The sequence below is a fragment of the Sorangium sp. So ce321 genome (genome assembly GCF_051530195.1).
GTDB lineage: Bacteria > Myxococcota_A > Polyangia > Polyangiales > Polyangiaceae > Sorangium.
Window position 1 is genome coordinate 5,959,100 of record NZ_CP150329.1, and the last position, 17,458, is coordinate 5,976,557.

Annotated in this window: 13 protein-coding genes; 9 read left to right on the plus strand and 4 right to left on the minus strand. The window is 73.3% G+C overall.

All coding sequences use genetic code 11. The features are described 5' to 3' along the window. Positions 1 to 67 precede the first annotated feature (67 nt). The gene (locus tag WME89_RS21885) at positions 68 to 736 is read right to left on the minus strand and encodes a hypothetical protein (RefSeq protein WP_438011065.1); all 669 of its coding nucleotides are present in this window, start codon (positions 734 to 736) and stop codon (positions 68 to 70) included. Positions 737 to 1,040: 304 nt separating this feature from the next. On the opposite strand from WME89_RS21885, the gene WME89_RS21890 reads away from it, so the two are divergent. Both WME89_RS21890 and WME89_RS21895 read left to right on the plus strand, forming a co-directional pair. Continuing rightward, positions 1,041 to 1,379: a BolA family protein gene (locus WME89_RS21890; protein WP_438011066.1), complete on the plus strand. Its 339-nt coding sequence runs from the start codon at positions 1,041 to 1,043 to the stop codon at positions 1,377 to 1,379. Between the two features lie 14 nt (positions 1,380 to 1,393). After that, the gene (locus WME89_RS21895) at positions 1,394 to 2,206 is read left to right on the plus strand and encodes a metallophosphoesterase family protein (protein ID WP_438011067.1); all 813 of its coding nucleotides are present in this window, start codon (positions 1,394 to 1,396) and stop codon (positions 2,204 to 2,206) included. 139 nt (positions 2,207 to 2,345) lie between these two features. Here the strand turns inward: WME89_RS21895 and WME89_RS21900 are convergent, their stop codons facing one another. Beyond that, positions 2,346 to 3,425: an Rpn family recombination-promoting nuclease/putative transposase gene (locus WME89_RS21900; RefSeq protein WP_438011068.1), complete on the minus strand. Its 1,080-nt coding sequence runs from the start codon at positions 3,423 to 3,425 to the stop codon at positions 2,346 to 2,348. A 392-nt stretch (positions 3,426 to 3,817) separates the two neighbouring features. Further along, complete coding sequence (locus WME89_RS21905; protein WP_438011069.1) at positions 3,818 to 4,261, minus strand: CBS domain-containing protein; 444 nt, start codon at positions 4,259 to 4,261, stop codon at positions 3,818 to 3,820. 721 nt (positions 4,262 to 4,982) lie between these two features. On the opposite strand from WME89_RS21905, the gene WME89_RS21910 reads away from it, so the two are divergent. From WME89_RS21910 to WME89_RS21925, 4 genes are all read left to right on the plus strand, one after another. Next, complete coding sequence (locus WME89_RS21910; protein ID WP_438011070.1) at positions 4,983 to 5,810, plus strand: hypothetical protein; 828 nt, start codon at positions 4,983 to 4,985, stop codon at positions 5,808 to 5,810. 1 nt (position 5,811) lies between these two features. Beyond that, positions 5,812 to 9,891 carry a serine/threonine-protein kinase gene (locus tag WME89_RS21915; RefSeq protein WP_438011071.1) on the plus strand — a complete coding sequence of 1,360 codons (4,080 nt, stop codon included), beginning with the start codon at positions 5,812 to 5,814 and terminating at the stop codon, positions 9,889 to 9,891. Positions 9,892 to 10,398: 507 nt separating this feature from the next. Continuing rightward, positions 10,399 to 11,298, plus strand: a complete 900-nt coding sequence (locus WME89_RS21920) for an esterase/lipase family protein (protein WP_438011072.1) — start codon at positions 10,399 to 10,401, stop codon at positions 11,296 to 11,298. A gap of 15 nt (positions 11,299 to 11,313) precedes the next feature. Continuing rightward, a complete protein-coding gene (locus WME89_RS21925; RefSeq protein WP_438011073.1) occupies positions 11,314 to 12,369 on the plus strand; it encodes a lipase secretion chaperone in 1,056 nt (351 codons plus the stop codon). A 78-nt stretch (positions 12,370 to 12,447) separates the two neighbouring features. Here the strand turns inward: WME89_RS21925 and WME89_RS21930 are convergent, their stop codons facing one another. Further along, positions 12,448 to 13,104 (minus strand): hypothetical protein, encoded by a 657-nt coding sequence (locus WME89_RS21930; RefSeq protein ID WP_438011074.1) that lies wholly within the window; start codon positions 13,102 to 13,104, stop codon positions 12,448 to 12,450. 615 nt (positions 13,105 to 13,719) lie between these two features. Here WME89_RS21930 and WME89_RS21935 point away from each other — a divergent pair. The 3 genes from WME89_RS21935 to WME89_RS21945 all read left to right on the plus strand — a co-directional run bounded on the left by WME89_RS21935 (position 13,720) and on the right by WME89_RS21945 (position 17,310). After that, entirely contained in the window at positions 13,720 to 14,388 is a 669-nt protein-coding gene (locus WME89_RS21935) for a hypothetical protein (protein WP_438011075.1), read from the plus strand. Between the two features lie 347 nt (positions 14,389 to 14,735). Further along, positions 14,736 to 15,683, plus strand: a complete 948-nt coding sequence (locus WME89_RS21940; RefSeq protein ID WP_438011956.1) for a DUF1588 domain-containing protein — start codon at positions 14,736 to 14,738, stop codon at positions 15,681 to 15,683. A 61-nt stretch (positions 15,684 to 15,744) separates the two neighbouring features. Next, the gene (locus WME89_RS21945; protein WP_438011076.1) at positions 15,745 to 17,310 is read left to right on the plus strand and encodes a DUF1552 domain-containing protein; all 1,566 of its coding nucleotides are present in this window, start codon (positions 15,745 to 15,747) and stop codon (positions 17,308 to 17,310) included. Positions 17,311 to 17,458: the final 148 nt, after the last annotated feature.

A 17,458-nucleotide genomic window follows, 5' to 3' on the forward strand; every position in this document is an offset into this window, starting at 1 on the left:
CGCAGCCGAGCGGGAGCGGGGCTCGGACGATTCTCCCGAGCTCGCCATGTGTCTCCGTGCGTTTGACTCAGCTGCCACCGGCGCCGCCCGAGCCACCGGCGCCGCCCGAGCCGCCGGCGCCGCCCGAGCCACCAGCGCCGCCTGAGCCACCGACGCCGCCCGAGCCACCGGCGCCGCCCGAGCCATCAGCGCCGCCTGAGCCACCAGCGCCGCCCGAGCCACCAGCGCCGCCGCCTCCGCTGCCCTCTCCACACGACTCCGCGACGGTCAGCGACAGGCTTCGGGTGAGCGGCTCCTTCCGGCTCTCGCCGCCGAGGAGCGGCACGCCCGCGTCGCTCACGACGGTGACGGCGATCGTGAGCTCACCGTAGCGCTCCTCGGGATCGAGCTCGCCGAGGCGCGCGTCGATCACGAGGCCTGCTGCGGCGCTGTTCTTCTCGCCGCCGATGCTGAGCTCCAGGTGCCCGCACTGCGCGTACGTTCCGCACGTGCCAGGAGGGCGGAGGAGGACCTGCGAGACGCTGACGCGGATCGGAATCGTCGGCTCGTCTGCGGAAGGGGCGGCCGGAGGCGCGCCGATCGCAACGCACGCGCCGTCCTTCGGGGTCACGATCTCGAGCTCGGGCGTTCCGGTCGGGCCGGGGACGCTCTCGCTCTCGTCGTCACCGCAACCGGATGCGCCGGCGAGCGCGGCGGCAAGAACGAGCGCGAGCCGCGCAACCATCGGGGATGCCATGCCGCGCGGTTTATCCGTTGGCGTGGCGCCGGGCAATCCCTTCGTCCGAGAAGGTCCGCGCGGGGTCACCCGCAGCGGGTCGCGCAGGTGGCCCGCGGGGTCACCCGCAGCGGGTCGCGCAGGTGGCCCGCTGCGGGCCGCGCCGGGCGGCGCCGGCCATGCCGGCAGCGAAGCGGGCGCCGCGCTCCTCGGCCCAGCGGACCGCGCTCCGGCGCCTCCCCGGCGGGCGGGAGCGCCGCCGCGCCTCCCTGGCGGCCGTCGCGCGGGTGACCGGCGGCGCGGCGGAGGCTAAGCTTCGCGCCCCATGACGACGAAGCAGGAGTCGATCCGGAGCAAGCTCGTTCACGCGCTCGAACCGGTGCACCTCGATGTGGAGAACGAGAGCCGCATGCACAGCGTGCCGGCGGGCTCGGAGACCCACTTCAAGGTGCTCGTGGTGAGCGAGGCGTTCCGGGGGCTGAGCCCCCTCGATCGCCACCGGCGCGTCAACGAGATCGTGCGCGAGGAGTTCCGCGCGGGGCTGCACGCCCTGACGATCCGCGCGATGACGCCGGACGAGTGGGAGCGGCAGGGCGGCGCGGACTTCCGCTCTCCGGCGTGCCTGGGCGGCTCCAAGGCGGAGCCCGGCGCGAAGTCGAGCTGAGCGGCGGGGCGCGCATGGAGCTCGTCGTCGCGTTCGTCTCGGACCTGCACTTCGGCCCGCAGGCGTCGTTCGGGGGCAAGCTGCGCAAGCTGACGGGCGAGGCGCCCGCGCTGACCCGCGCCTTCGTGGAGCGGATGAACGAGGTCACGCGGCCCGATCTCGTCGTGAACCTGGGCGACGACATCGAGGACGAGGGGCCCGAGGCCGACCGGGCGCGCTACGGCGAGTGCGTCGCCGCGCTCCGCGGCGTGAAGGCCGAGCTCTTCCACGTCGCCGGCAACCACGACGTGGTCCACCTGAGCGAGGCGGAGCTCTTGTCCGCGTGGGGCAGGCCGGAGGTGACGCGGCTCCACTACTCCTTCGACCGCGGCGGCTTCCACTTCACGGTCCTCCACACGCGCGAGCGCAAGGATCACGACGTGTCGGTGGGCCAGGAGCAGCTCGCCTGGCTCGCCGAGGACCTCGCTGCGTCACCGCTGCCCAAGATCGTGCTGATGCACCACAGCGCGGCCGATCAGGACCTCCGGGGCAACCGCTGGTTCGAGGGGAGCCCGCACATCTGCCTCGTGCGCGAGCGGCGCGCGATGCGGAAGCTGTTCGAGGAGCACGGCGTGCTCGCGGTGTTCAACGGCCACCTGCACTGGAACCACCTCGACGTGATCCGCGGCATCCCGTACGTGACGCTCCAGAGCCTGATCGAGAACCTCGACGACGACGCGCCGGGCCGCCCCGCCGCCGCGCACGCGATCGCGCGGCTCGGCCCGAAGCGCATCGTGGTGGAGATCGAGGGCGCCGAGCGGGCGCGGTACCAGTTCGATCGGAGGTAGGCGAGCGGCGGCGCCTCGGAGGGGGCGTGTCCGCGGCCGCCTCTTCCCTGGAAAGCTGAGCTGGCCGATGTGCGTGTCGGCGACCGGCGTGCCGGCGAACCGCCGGGAGGTCGCGTGCGGGCGTGGCGTCGGCCCGGGATCAGGTGCGGCGGGCGCGTTTGCGCGCCGCGGGGCGCCGTGCCGGCGAGGCGCGCTGGCCGTCGTCGCCGAGCACGTCCTGCGGCGTCGGCGCCGTGAGGACCCGCGCCGTCCAGGTGACGAGCGTCGCCTCGTCCGCGGCCAGAATGCGGGCGCTCACCTCGGCCGGCACCTCGCCGAACCGGGCCGCGAGCAGCTCCAGCAGCGTCTGCGCGCGCCCCTGCACGCGCCCCTGCGCGCGCCCCTGCACGCGCCCCTGCGCGCGCCCCCTACGCTCGATCTCGTCCAGCGCCGTCACGACAGCCTCCTGGGCCCGCGGGCCCGCCGCCTTCTCCAGGATCCCACCGATCTTCCGCACGCTCAAGCGCTCGTGCGTGGCCACAAGGTAGCGCAGCAGCGCCTCCAGCGCAGCGAGCCCGTTCGGCGCCTGCAGCACCTCGTCCAGCGCCGCCGCGATGCGCCCGATTTCCCGCTCCAGGCGCGCGTCGTCGCCGGACACCGACAGGCACCACAGCACCACCTTTCCCAGCGCCGTCAGCGCCTCCTCCACCACGTCGCCCGCCCGCCCGCCGCTGACGTCGACGAGGCGCAGCTCGAAGTGCGGAATGTGCGGCAGGAGCGCCGCCCGCTCCGGCCCTTCGATCGCGACGATGTCCTGGAAGGCCCTGGCCGCCATCCACCCCGTGTCGCTGTGGTGGATCAGCACCGGCATGATCGGTGACAGCATCTTCAGACCTGGCCGCTCGCGGGTGATCCGCTCCCACAGGCGCATCATGTACAGTCCCATGCGGAAGACCATCAGCGCTTCGACGACGCGCTGGTGCTCGATGATCGTATAGAAGTAGATGCGCCCCGCCCCCATCCGGGCGGAGAGCACCATGTCGCTGTGGCGGCTGCGCAGCGCGCGGTCGACGAAGCTGCCCTTCTCGATGCGCAGCGTGCTCCAGCGCACGGCCGCGACCACCTCGGGCGGCAGCGCGGCCTTGAGCAGCCCGATCGCGTGCTCGCGCTGAGAGAAGGTCCACTGGAACAGCGCATCGTGAGGGGAGGTCAGCGCACGTTTGCGCGGCGACTTCGGCACGGATCAACCCTCGAGGATCGAGGCGCTGGAGGCAAGTCGCCAGCAGCGAATTTGATGCGCACGCGAGCGACTGGCCCGCTCAGCACAGCATTACATACGAGCCGATGCGTTTGTTCCGGGATCCTGCATCGTCGTGGTCGTCGTGCGGATTCGTGCGTTTCCCTCGGGTCGCTTACGACCACACCCTCTGCAACGTCACACAAAGAAAGGATTCCGCGCCGTAGATCGCGCCGTGCGCAGGCGGGCTCGACGCGGACGGGCGTACCGGCCGGGCGCGGCGGCCGCCCAGCCGCGCTCACGCTGGTGTCCTCGCGCTGGCGGGAGGCGCGCGCACGAGCCCCGGGCGCCGCCGCGCCGCTGACGAGACGGCCAGCGCTCCGGTGCTCCTCGCCTCAGGCGGGGTCCGGCGGTATCGGCAGCACCCGCTCGACGAGATAGCGCAGGATGTCCTGGGGGGTGATGATCCCGACGAGGCGCCCGTTGCGCACGACCGGAAGATGGTGAATCCGGTTCTCGCGCAGCAGCGTCATCACCTCGTCGGTGGGCATGAACTCGTCCACGGAGATGGGCGGGGTGCTCATCACGTCCGCGGCCGTCATCCCCTCGTACTCCTTGCGCAGGAGCGCACCCAGGAGATCCGTCTCGCTGACGAAGCCGACGACGCGGTGGCCCTCGTCGATGACCGGCGCGCCGCTCAGGCTCTCGTTGGCGAACAGCTGCAGCATGTCGGTGACCGGCGTGCCCTGCTCCAGCGCGATCACGCGCTCGGTCATCAGATTGCGCGCATGTCCCTTCATCGTGTACGCCATGTAATGATCGAGCCGCAGCGGCGTCAAGGGCGCACCGAAGCACCGCGCCGAGCAGTCCGTCCGCCAGTGGACGCCACAGGGAACCCCATCAAGGAGGGGACGCAAAACGCCGTCAGGGCTCACCGGACATGACGGCTAGCCGCCCGCGCGGCCCGTGTCGCGGGCGCCGGCGCTGGCCTGGCTGCCGGCGCACCGGAGCAGACGAGCTCAGTACCCGCTCCCGGCCAGTCCGCTGGCCACGTGAGCGACCAGCAGGGAGTGGTGCCGCGCCGTCCGCACCGGCGACCTGTCCACGCCGACCACGCCAAGGGCGCCGCGCGCCACCCCCACACCTTCCGGCAGAAGGATGGATGTCTGCGACAGGAAACGCGCCGACCCTTCATCGCTCCTCCGTCCCCGGTGCGAGCATCGCTATCCATGATGCTGTGGACAGAGCCGGGGCCTCGCGTCGCGTGCATCGGCGCGCATCGAGACAGATCGATCGCCCCTCGACACAAAAAAAGAGCGTATTGCGTGCGCGTCGGTCTTTGCCAGTCGGGCTATCAGTGACATCTTTCCATTTGTTGCTGTAGCGAAGATGGCCCGCACCGGCGCACCGGCCTGTAGGCATTTTCGCGGACCCTGCAGTTGAACCAAGATGTACGCACCGGCCGTCGATGCGCGCACCCGTGGCCCGTGTCCCCGCGCCGGTGGTTTCGGGAGCTCATGGGCCACCGGCTCATGGCCTCCCAGGGGGGACTCGTCATCCATGGAGCATTCGCCGAAGCTCGCAGCATTCGTCCTGGCCGTCGCCGCGCTCTCCGCGAGCGCGTGCGCGGTCCAGCTCGACCCGGATCCGCCGGTCGAGGAAGCGGAGGACGCCGCTCCTCAGGCGCTGCGGACGCACAACGCGCTGACGTCGAACGCGCTGACGTCGAACGCCCTCACCGCCGAGGCGCTGACGTCGAACGCGCTGACGTCGAACGCCCTCACCGCCGAGGCGCTGACGTCGAACGAGCTCACCGCCGAGGCGCTCCGCGACCCGGCCGCGCGCACCCTGCTGAGGTACATCGCGAGCTGCGCGCTGCCCGCAGGCGAGCGCCTCGCCGTCACGCTCGACGGCGCCAAGCTCTCCTTCCCGGGGGAGCTCGGCCTCGCGGCGAGCTGGGGACAGGAGGGCGGCTCCTGCGACGACGCGTGCCGGAGCTGGGTCAGCGGCTGCGTCCTCGCCCGCGTCAACTACCTGGGACAGAAGGTGAGCATCTCGGTCCGCGGAGACCGCGAGGAGCTCCGGGCCGACAAGGCCGAGCGCGCCGCGTACCCCACCCGGGAGGCGACGTACTACGGCGACATCTTCGCGGCGCAGCCCATCTACCAGGCGTGCCTGCCGCCCGGGGCATCGTCCATCCCTCGCGTCTGCGGGCCCTCGCTCGAGTCGTGCGCGATCGAGATCACCGGCCCGTGCGACGCGCTGTGCGGCGAGCCGAACGACGACGGCAGCTTCCCGAGCTGCCACGGCACGTTCCGCCGCTGGTCGGGCAAGCTCGCCGTCGCGAAGACGCCGCACCCCGGCTCGGTCACCGTCTTCCTGCGCTGACGTGAGCAACGCGGAGGTCATCGCGGGGCGGTTCGTCGTCGAAGGAGAGGCCGCCTCCGGCGGGATGGGCACCGTCTACAAGGCCCAGGATCGCCTCGGCGGGGGGGCGGTCGCCCTCAAGATCGTCCGCCTGCGGAGCGCGATCCAGGTCGAGCGGTTCGAGAGGGAGGCCGCCCTCCTCGCCGCGCTCGTCCACCCGGGCATCGTGCGCTACATCGCGCACGGCAGCACGCCGGCAGGGGACCGCTACCTCGCCATGGAGTGGCTCGACGGCGAGGACCTCGCCGCGCGCCTGGCGCGCCGCGTGCTGCCCGCGAGCGAGGGGCTCTCGCTCGTGCGCCGCGCCGCCGAGGCCCTCGCGTTCGCGCACGCGCGCGGCATCGTCCACCGCGACATCAAGCCGAGCAACCTCTTCCTGCCCGGCGGAGACGCGGGGCGGGTCAAGCTCGTCGACTTCGGCATCGCGCGGCCCAGCGCGGAGGCGGGGCGCGTGACCGTCACCGGCGGCGTCCTCGGCACGCCCGGGTACATGGCCCCGGAGCAGATCGAGGCCAGGACCACGCCCGATCCGCGCAGCGACGTGTTCTCCCTCGGGTGCGTCCTGTTCGAGTGCCTCACCGGCTACCCCGCCTTCGCCGGCGCGAGCCCGATGGCCGCGCTCAGCGAGATGCTCCTCAGGGACGCCCCCCGCCTCCGCGACTTCCGCGCGGACGCGCCCGCGCCGCTCGACCAGCTCGTCGCGCGCATGCTGTCCAGGGTGCCCGGCGAGCGCCCGCGCGACGCCGCCGAGGTCGCGGCCGAGCTCGACCGGATCGCCGCCGCGGGCGGCGCGTGGACCGCGCCCCCGGACGCGCCGACGCTCGCGGGGAGCGTGCCCCCGCCGGACGCGCCGGCCCGCGGCCCGGCCCCGCGCGAGCGCGTCGCCCTCACGCTCGGCGAGCAGCGCCTCGTCAGCCTGATCTTCCTCGGCGCGGCCGACCACGACGCGCCCTCCCTGCCGGCCCCACCCGCCCCGGACGCGCCGCCGCCCGCCCCGGACGAGCCGCCGCCGCCCGCGTCCACCGGCCGGAGCGCGGAGGTCCGCGCCCTCGTCGAGCTCCACGGCGGCAGGCTCACGCAGCTCGTGCCGGGCGCGGAGCTCGTCATGATGTCCGGCCCCGGCAGCGCCGTGGATCGCGCCGAGCGCGCCGCCCAGTGCGCGCTCGGCCTCCGCGCCGAGCTGCCGGGCGCAGCGCTCTGCGTGATCACCGGGCGCGGCGTCGTCTCCGCGGGCCTCGTCGAGGGCGACGTCATCGACCGCGGCGTCGCCGAGCTCCGCGCCGCGCTCGAGGCGCGCGAGCCGCGCGCCGTGCGCGTCGACCGCGCGACCGCCGACATGCTCGGGCCGCGCTTCGTCGTCGCGCCCGGCGCGCCGCCGGGCGAGGCGCTCGTCCTGTCCGGCGAGCGCGCCGTCGACGAGATCGCCCCCGCGCTGCTCGGGAGGAGCACGCCCTGCGTCGGCCGCGCCCGCGAGCTCTCGATGCTCCACGGCGTGCTCTCCGGCTGCATCTCCGAGTCGCTCGCGAGCGCCGTGCTCGTCCTCGGGCCGCCCGGCGCCGGCAAGTCCCGGCTGCGCCAGGAGCTCTTCGCCGCGCTGCAGCGGCGGGACGAGCCGGTCGAGATCCTGTGGGGTCGCGCCGACTCGAGCTCGTCCGGCTCGCCGTTCGGCATGATCGCGGACGTCCTCTGCCGGGCCGCCGGCCTCCGCGATCGCGACCCGACGCGGGCGCGGCACCGCAAGCTGAAGCAGCGGCTCGGGCGCCACCTCGGCGGTCCGGAGCTCGATCGCGCCGCCGCCTTCCTCGGCGAGATCGCCGGCGCGCCGGCCCCCGAGCACGCCCGCCTGCTGCGGGCGGCGCGCCAGAGCGCGGCCGGCATGAGCGACGGCGCGCGGGCCGCGTGGGAGGACTGGCTCGCGGCCGAGTGCGCCGCGCGGCCGGTGCTCCTCGCGCTGGAGGACCTGCACTGGGGCGACGCCGCCACCGTGCGCCTGCTCGACGCGACCCTGCGGAACCTCCGCGAGCTGCCGCTGATGCTGCTCGCGCTCGCGCGCCCCGACGTGCACCGGCAGTTCCCGAGCCTGTGGGCCGAGCGCGAGGTGCAGACGATCAAGCTCGGCCCGCTGCCGCGCCGCGCCGGCGCGGAGCTCGTGCGCGCGGCGCTCGGCGAGTCGGTGCCCGACGGCGTGGTGGCGCGCCTCGTCGAGCGCGCCGGCGGCAACCCGTTCTACCTCGAAGAGCTCATCCGGGCGGCGGCGAGCGGCAAGGGAGAGCTCCCGCCCGACTCGGTGCTCGGCACGGTGGAGGCGCGGCTCGACGCCGAGGGCAACGAGGGCAAGCGCGTGCTCCGGGCGGCCAGCATCTTCGGCGATCGCTTCTCGAAGCGCGGCGTCGCGGCGCTGCTCGGCGGCGAGGAGCGCCTCGCCGACGTGGAGGCCTGGCTCTCGGCGCTCGCGGACCGCGAGCTCGTCGCGCCGCTCGGCGCGTCGGCGGGCCTCGGCGACGCCCCCGACCACGTCTTCCGCCACACGCTCGTCCGCGAGGCGGCCTACGCCATGCTGACCGAGCGCGATCGCGCCCTCGGCCACCGGCTCGCGGGCGCGTGGCTCGAGCGGGGCGGCGCCGCGGACCCGCGGGTCGTCGCCGAGCACTTCCGAAAGGGCGGCGAGCCCGGCCGCGCGGTGCGCTGGTACCGGCGCGCGGCCGAGCAGTCGCTCGAGGCGAACGACCTGCGCGCCGCGATCGAGCGCGCGGCGTGCGGCGAGGCGTGCGGCGCGGCCGGCGAGGACCTCGCCGCGCTGCGGCTCGTCGCGGCCGAGGCCAACGTGTGGGAAGGCGACCTCGCCGCCGCCGAGGAGCTCGGCGCGTCCGCGGCCGAGCTGCTCCCCGCCGGCTGCCCCGGGTGGTTCCGCGCGGTCACGCAGATCGCCGCCGCGGCCGGGAAGCTCGGCGCTGTCGACCGCGTGGCGCGGTGGGCCGCCATCGCCGAGGGCCTCGCCGGAGGGCCGCCCCCGAGCGCCGCCGCAGGGCCGCCCTCCAGCGACGCCGGGCGGCGCCGCGCCCGCGTCGCGTGCTTCTGCGAGTGCGGCGCGCAGCTCGTCTTCGGCGGCCGCTACGCCGAGGCCGACGCGCTGCTCGCGCGCATCGACGAGGACCTCCGCGCGCTGCCGGCGCCGGACGCCGAGCTCGTCGCGATGGCGCAGCAGCTGCGCGCCATCCGCGCCTCGGCCGGCGGTGATCCCGAGGCGTGCCTCGAGGGGCTGGAGGCGGCGCTCGCGGCCTTCGAGCAGGCCGGCGATCGGCGCAGCGCGTGCGTGATCGGCGCGAACCTCGGCTTCATCTACGCCGAGCTCGGCGAGCTCGCGTCGGCCGAGTCCGTCCTGCGCGCCGCCCTGGAGGCCGCCGACCGGATGGGGCTGCGCGAGCTCGCCACGGTGGCGCTGCACAACCTCGGCCACGTGCTCGGGCAGCTCGGGAAGCTCGACGAGGCGCAGCTCGCCGAGCGGCGCGCGGTGGAGGCGTTCCAGCAGCGGGGCGACCTCCGCATGGAGGGCGTGGCGCGGACCTACCTCGCGAAGATCGCGCTGCTCTCGGGCGACGCCGCCACCGCCGAGCGGGAGGCGCGCGCGGCCGAGGCGGCGCTGCACGTGGCCCCGCGGCTGCGCGCGCCCGCCGTGGCGGTGCGCGCGCGCGCCCTGCTCGCCCTCGGCGAGGTCGCGGCGGCGCTCGGCGCGGCGCGGGCGGCGTTCGGCGAGCTCGCGGCGCTCGGGTCCCTCGAAGAGGGCGAGTCGCTCGTGCGGCTCGCGTACGCCGATGCGCTCGCCGCGTCCGGCGCCCACGGCGAGGCGGCGGCGGTGCTCGCGGAGGCCAGGGAGAGCCTGCTCGCGCGGGCCGAGCGCATCGCCGACCCGCGGCGGCGCGAGCGGTTCCTGACGGCGGTGCCGGAGAACGCGCGCGTCGTCCGGGGCGTCGCGGCGACCGAGGAGGGCGGCGGCGCGCCGGCGGGCGAGGAGAGCCCTCCCTGCGCCGCGCGGGCCTCCTAGGCGATGCGGCCGCGGAAAACCCCGCCGCGAGCGCGTGACGCGCGGCGCGGCGGAGCGGGCCGGCCCGAGGGCAAACGCCCCCTCCGCCTCGCCCGCCCGGGCCGCCTCTCGGGCGCTCCGCCGGCGAGCGGCGCGCGACACGGCGGTTTGGCGCCGCTGCGCTGATGGCCTGTCGCGTCGCCGGGATCGACGCGACAGGTGATGGCGAGGACACCGGCCTGCCGATTGTCCAGGATACGCCACGTGCTTGTTGTGCCGAGAGCCTGTGAGTTCTGCTTGATTCGAATTAAAAAAATACTCTATCAGAGGTGAAAGGTGATCAGACGAGCTCATTCCTCCAACTCACGCGCTGTACTACCAAGCACCGTTACACCTGCTCGAAATCAGGAGAGAGTCGAGAGAAAACGAGGGACCGGGGGCCGACTGCGAATTGACGCATTGCGCTGTGCGGCAGGGGTTGTCGTGACGCTGCTCGCGCAAGGATGCGTCGCGTCGACGGATGAGGCGGTGGACGCGGAGCGCGCCGACATCGGCGAGAGCGCGCTGGCGCTGAAGAGCTATGCGCAGACGCAATATCCGATCGTGCTCTGTCACGGGATGGCCGGGTTCAAGGCCATGTTCGGTGTGGTCGACTACTTCGGTGGCGTCGCGTCGACGCTGCGCTCCGGTGGAGCGGAGGTGTACGCCACGGCGGTGCCCCAGTTCGACAGCACCGAGGCGCGCGGGGAGGCGCTGCTCGCGCAGGTCGAGGACATCGTCGCGCGCACCGGCAGCGGGAAGGTGAACCTGATCGGGCACAGCCATGGGGGGCTCGACGTCCGGTATGTCGCCGCGGTGCGGCCGGATCTCGTCGCTTCGGTCACCACGATCGGCTCGCCGCACCAGGGGGCCGAGCTCGCCAGCTACCTGCAGGAGAACCTGCGGGAGGGCGGGTTCGCCCAGGGGGCGCTCTCGTTCCTCGCCAACAGCCTCGGCACGGTGCTCAGCCTGCTCACCGGGCGCTCTTCGCCTCAGGACTCGATCGCCGCCTTGTGGTCGCTCTCCGCGGAGGGGATGCGCGAGTTCAACGCGCGCTATCCGGCCGGGCTGCCCGCCAGCCGGTGCGGGCAGGGGGCCGCCGAGGAGGGCGGCGTGCGCTTCTTCTCGTGGTCGGGGACAGGGATCCTCACCAGCGGGCTCGATCCGACCGACCTGTCGCTCGGCCTCATCTCCAGGCTGTATTCGGAGTCGAACGACGGGATGGTCGGCCAGTGCAGCTCCCACTTCGGCGAGGTGCTGCGCGACGATTACGGGATGAATCACCTCGACGAGGTGAATCAGCTCTTCGGGTTCATCAATCTATCTGGCCCGAACCCGAAGTCCGTGTTCCGGGCGCACGCGAGCCGGCTCAAGGGCGCCGGTCTCTGAGCCGCCGGGGCGCACGTGGAGCGTCGTGGAACGACAGGCCTCCTCGCGGCGCTGGCGCTCGCCGCGCTCGTCGGCGCCGGGTGGCTCGCCCGAGGTGAGCGGCAGCGTCCGGTCCCCTCGGCCGCCCGGGCGGCCCGGTCGATCGGCGCGGCCGCGCGCCCCTCCCGGAAGGGGGCGCTGCCGGCCGTGTCGGTGGCGCCGGCCCCCGCGCGCCTCCAGCGGGCGCTGTCGGTGACGCCGGTCCCCGCGGCGCCGCCGGAGGCGGGGCCCGCGCCGCCCTCGCTCCGCGGCGCCGAGGTCGACGGCGCGGTGCTCGTCGACGAGCGCGGCGATCTCGTCGTCGGCCCCGAGATCCTCGCGCTGTTCGACTACTTCCTCAGCGCCGCCGGCGAGGAGCCGGAGGCGGCGATCAGGGCCCGCATCATCGGGGCGATCCGGGCGCGGGCCGCCGAGCCGGCGGTGGACCAGGCGACCGCGCTGCTCGACAGGTACCTCGGCTACCGCGAGGCGGTCAGCGCGGCGGACGTGGAGGTGGCGGCCGATCCGGCGGCGCGGCTCGCCGCGCTGCGCGAGATCCGGCGCGAGCAGCTCGGCGAGCCGGCCGCGACGCAGCTGTTCGGCGACGAGGAGCGGGAGGGGGAGGCGACGATCGAGGAGGCGCGCATCCTCGCGGACGCGACCCTGTCGCCCGAGGAGCGCGACGCGCGGATCGCGGCGGTCGAGGCGACGCTGCCCGACGGCATCCGCGAGGCGCGCGAGGCGGCGGTGCGCCCGCTCGTGGAGCAGGCCGAGGAGCAGGCGCTCCGGGACGCGGGCGCCTCGGACGAGGCGCTGCACGCGCACCGGGTCGCGGCCGTGGGCCCCGAGGCGGCGGACCGGCTCGCGGAGCTCGATCGGCGGCGGGCGGCCTGGCAGCGGCGCCTCGACGCGTTCGCCGGCGCGCGCGCGGCGCTCGCCGCGACCGTGGCCGATCCGGAGGAGCGGCGCGCGGCCGAGGAGGCGCTGCTCGCGGGCGCGTTCACGCCCGAGGAGCGGCTGCGCGTGCGGGCGATCCTGGGCCTCGCGCCGTGATGAGCGCGCCGCGGGCTCGCGCCGGGAGGCGCGGGCCCGCGGCGAGGGGCGCGGCACCATCGATCCCGACGGGCGCGGCTACATCGAGCCGTGGATCGAGAGCCCGAGTCCGTCGGCGCCGACGAGCGGGGCTGCGCCCATCTGGAGCACGCGGCCGTGCTGCATCGGCACGCGCACCTTCGTCGGCATGGCGATGCCGCCGAGCAGCATCCCGAGCCCGACGGCCTGCCCGACGCCGAGCACGGAGAGGCCGACAGCGCCGGCCGCCGAGGGGCGCGCCGTGCCGAGGTGGATCCAGGGGCCGGCGAGGGGGATCATCAGCGAGGCGGGGGAAGGCCCGGTCCTCTCGTGGCGCCGGGTGAGGGAGCACGCGAACTTGGTGCAGTGCACGGCCGGCCTGGCCTCCGGCCGCTCCAGGGCGAGGCCGGCTGCGGCGATGGCGGATGCCGTCCAGAAGCCGCCCAGGGTCGAGGCGCCCGCGATGATCCAGCGCCGCTTCTGGGGGTTCGCGGCGTAGGTGCTGGTCGCGGGCGGCTGCGCGGCCGTCGTGGTCCGCTGCGGCCTGAGGGCGCCCTGCGTCGAGGCCTGAGGCGAGATGGCCTGTGTCGCGTCGGCCGCGGAAGCGCTGGAGATGCCGAGACACAGGCCGATCCCGAGGATCCCGGCGAGCCCGTGGACGACGCCTCTCCCCCTTGTTGATGTACGGCTGGTTCTCCCCGTCTTCGAAGTCCGCATGATCCCCTCCCGGTGCCACAACGCGCACCTGCGAGGGAGAGAGCAAGCTCCGGACCCCCTCACCATGAACGGCGCGCGCCCATCGACAGAAATCCGTGTGCTCGAGCGGCGGTCGCAGAGGAGAGAGAAGGGAGAGCGCAGGGCATTTCCACACGAGTCCTTTGCGTTTCCGCGATTCCATTTCCGGGAAGGAATATCCACTCTTGCGTCCAGAGGGGGATCTCGAACAGCGCTCGGTGCATCAGGTGCAGCGACCCTCAGGCATCGCCTCAAATTCTTCGGAAAATTCACAGGGAGGCGAGGAGGCGGGGAGGGGAATCTTCAAAATACTCCCTGTCTCCCCGCCTCCCTGTTCAACTTCCCCTCTGAAATGGCTGCGCAATGAGGGGATTCCTCAGGCAGCGACCCGGGGAAGGAAAACCGCCACGACGCCAAGGACGCCCGGAGAACCCAGGGCTTTCTTTTTCCTGGCGTCCTTGGCGTCCTTGGCGGTTCAACTCCTTCTCGCGTGAGCGCCGTGATGCTCCGGTTCTCGTCCTGGCGGAAAAGAATCTCCATGTGAGGAAACCGGAGAAGCGCTGGGCGTTGCGAGGCGCTTGACTTTCGAGAGGACCTATGGAGGTTCTCTCCTGGATGCACGCGATCTATCGACTTGTGAAGCGGTGGCCCCTCGCGCTCCTCGCGGCCGCGGCGCTGGCCACGAGCTGCACCGGCAACGATGATGGTGGCGGCAACGGCGGGCTGGGAGGCCAGGGCGGCTCGGGCGGCGCCACGACCGGCTCCGGCGGCGCCACGGCCGGCTCCGGCGGCGCCACGGCCGGCTCGGGCGGCGCCACGACCGGCTCCGGCGGCGCGCCCCCCGGCGAGTGTCGCGTCCAGGAGGACTGCGCCGACGAGTCCGCCCCGTGCTACGCGCCCGGCACGGCGCCTCGGTGCGGCATCTGTATGCAACCCGAAATCACCTGCAGCGACGATGCACTATGCCATGAGAGGGTAGGGCCGACATCGATCTGCGGAACCAAGGACTGCATGTGCGAGCCTGGCTGCATCGAGGGCTGCACGGCGGACAGCGATTGCGAGATCGGCCAGCAATGCGCGCCCGATCACCACTGCACGGCGAAGGAGTGCGCCGCGCCGGCCGACTGTCCCGCGAATTTCGACTGCACGGACGACGGGACGTGCGGCCGGCGCGCCTGCGCCGCGGACGGGGACGGGTGCGAGCCCTACTGCGTGCTCGGCCTCTGCTACGATTCGCTCGGCACGTGCACCTTGCCGCCACCCTAGCGCCGGCGCCGGTGCAACGCGCGGAAGACGACGATGACATCCAGAGTCGCCAGAGCCGACCGAGTCCGAGTCAAAGCGGGTCTGGGGCCCGCCGCCGCGGGATGTCTCCTGAGCCTCTCGTGCGCGGGCGTCCTCGGGTGCGGTGATGCCCAGGAGCGAGAGCAGCGCGCCGCCGCTCGGGTCGGGATGCCCGTACACCACATGATCGCGGCGGAGTACAACAGCACCGTCGCCCACCTCCTGGGGACCCGGCTCCGGCCGGCGGACGGCTTCCCGAGCTCGGCCCCGACTCGGCGCGAGCGCCGGGCGCCCTCAACGGCCACGAGATCGCGTCGCGCCTCTCGTACCTGCTCTGGAGCTCGCTCCCGGACGACGCGCTCCGCGACGCGGCGTCGCGCGACGCGCTCGCCACCGAGGACGAGCTCCTCCAGCAGGTCGATCGCATGCTGGCCGACCCGAAGAGCGCCGCGTTCTTCCAGAACTTCTTCGGGCAGTGGCTCGGGACCCGCACGCTCCCCAGCCACAACGCCGACACGACCCTGTTCCCCCTGTGGAGCCAGGAGCTGAAGGGCGCGATGCTCGAGCAAGCCAACGCGTACTTCGCCGAGGTGACGACCGGCGAGCGGACATGGGCCGAGTTCCTCACGGCGCCCCACCCGGAGAGCGCGCTCGTCGCCCCGCTCACTGCGGGCGATCCCGCGGGCGTGCGCCGCGGGTTCCTCACGCTCCCCGCGTTCCTCACGCTCTCATCGCACGCCGACAGGACCTCTCCCACCTCGCGCGCGAAGACGATCCTGGCGCAGCTCTTCTGCGTGCCCATGGCGCCGCCCGCCAACATGGTCATCCCGGAGCTCGGCGCCGCGGGCGGGGGCTCGGGCCCTGCCGACAACGTCCGCGAGCAGCTCGAGAAGCACCGCGCCTCTCCCGACTGCGCGAGCTGCCACGACCTGCTCGACCCCATCGGGCTGAGCCTCGAGAACTTCGACGCGATCGGCGCCTACCGGACCGAGTACCCGAACGGCGACGCTGTCGACGCGACGGGCGTGTACGCGGGCGCGGCGTTCGAGGACGTGTCCGGCCTCGTGCCGGAGCTCCAGAAGGCCGCCCGGGCCGGGACGTGCCCCGCCGAGCAGCTCTTCGCCTACGCCCTGCGCCGGAGCCCGACGCCCGAGGACAGGCCCGAGATCACGGAGATCGCCGCGCGCTGGGACAGCGGGACGATCGCGGCGCTGGTGAAGCGGGTGGTGACGAGCGAGGCGTTCCGCCTCCGCGACGCGAAGGGAAGGTCGCAGTGAGGCGGCGAGGGGCGTCAGCGCCTGTGTCGCGGGAGCCCGGGCACGAAGGAGCGATGTGCGCATGAAGCGGCGACTCTCACGCAGGAACCTGCTGCGGGGCGCGGGCGTCTGCCTGGCGCTGCCGTGGCTGGAGAGCCTCTCGCCGCGCGGCGCTCGGGCAGGGGACGCCGGCACGCCGAAGCGCTTCTTGCTCTGCACCTTCCCGAACGGCGCGCCTCATCACTGGTGGGAGACGGCGCCCGCGTTCGGCAAGACGCTGCGGGGCGCCGACTTCGAGCTGCCGAGGGTGCTCGAGCACTTCGCGCCGGTGAAGTCGAAGCTGCTCATGATAAGCCGCCTCGGGAACTACACCTGGAGCAAGGACCAGAGCCCGTTCATCGAGCCGTCCCACTCGCGCCTCACGGCGGCGCTGTCGACCTGCGTGGACGCCGACCAGCTGGGGAGGGACCTGGGGCAGGACCTCGGCGAGTGGGTGGGCAACGGCGTCTCGGTCGATCAGCTCATCGTCCAGAAGGCCGGCCCGCTGCAGGCGACCCGCATCCCGTCGCTGCAGACGGGGCTCGGGGTCAAGCCCGGCTTCTTCGACGAGCGCAGCTACGCGTACAACCAGGCGATCTCCTGGAAGAGCCCGCGCGAGCCGCTGAAGCGCTCGGTCAACCCGAAGGCGGTGTTCGACGCGCTGATCAACGCCGGCGCGGCGGGCGCGGCGCCCGTCCCCGGGCAGACCGCCGCGCAGGCCAGGATCGAGGCGGAGCGCCGCGCGGCGACGGAGAAGAGCGTCATCGACGCCGTGCTCGCGGACGCGAGCTCGCTCATGAGCAAGGTCGGCGCGGAAGATCGCCAGATCGTCCAGCAATACCTCGACTCGCTGCGGGAGATCGAGAAGAACGTCACCCGCGTCGAGGCGACGATGATCGGGTGCAGCCCCGTCCCCGAGCCCGGGGTGGTCCCCGAGCCGCCGGGCCCGCTGGAGGGGCTCAACGAGAACGACAGCACGGAGGCCGGCGAGTACAGGCATGACGACCACGCGAACGTCATGACCGATCTCCTCGTGATGGCGATCCAGTGCGACGTGACGCGCGTCGTGACCCACATGCTCGACGACTCGCGCTCCGAGTTCGAATACAGGTGCATCCCGGAGGACGTCCGGGCGAAGGTGGGGCTCGAGTACCGGCAAGAGAGCAGCCTGCACTTCCACGCTTCCCAGCACGGCGCCGGTAACCTCGACCGCGCGACCGAGGGAGGCCGTTACAGGATCATCGAGGAGAGCAACCTCGATTTCGCGGCGATCAACTGCTGGCTCGGCCAGAAGGCCGCGCGGCTGGCGCAGCGGCTCGACGCGATCCGCGAGGGCAACGGGACGGTGCTCGACCACTCGGTCATGGTGTACATGAGCGAGATGCGCACACACGATCACGACGCGTACGACCTGCCCATCGTCCTCCTGGGCGGCGACGGCGTCTTCCTGAACGACGCGCATGTCGCCTATGACCCTCTGGGGAGCGATCGCCAGCTCCGCGATCTCTGGTTCACGATCATGAACCAGTACTACGATCTGGGCGTCGCGTCGTTCGGCGACGATCTCCGCGGGGAGCCGAACGCGCTGCTGGAGGAGATCCTGCGGTGAACGTGCGATCAACGTGCGATCACAACGTGCGATCAACGTGCGATCAACGTGCGATCAACGTGGGATGAACGTGCGGTGAACGTGGATTGAACAAGCGCCGTCAGGAAGAGCACGATTGCGCTCGGCGCGCAGGCCGTCGTACGCTCGG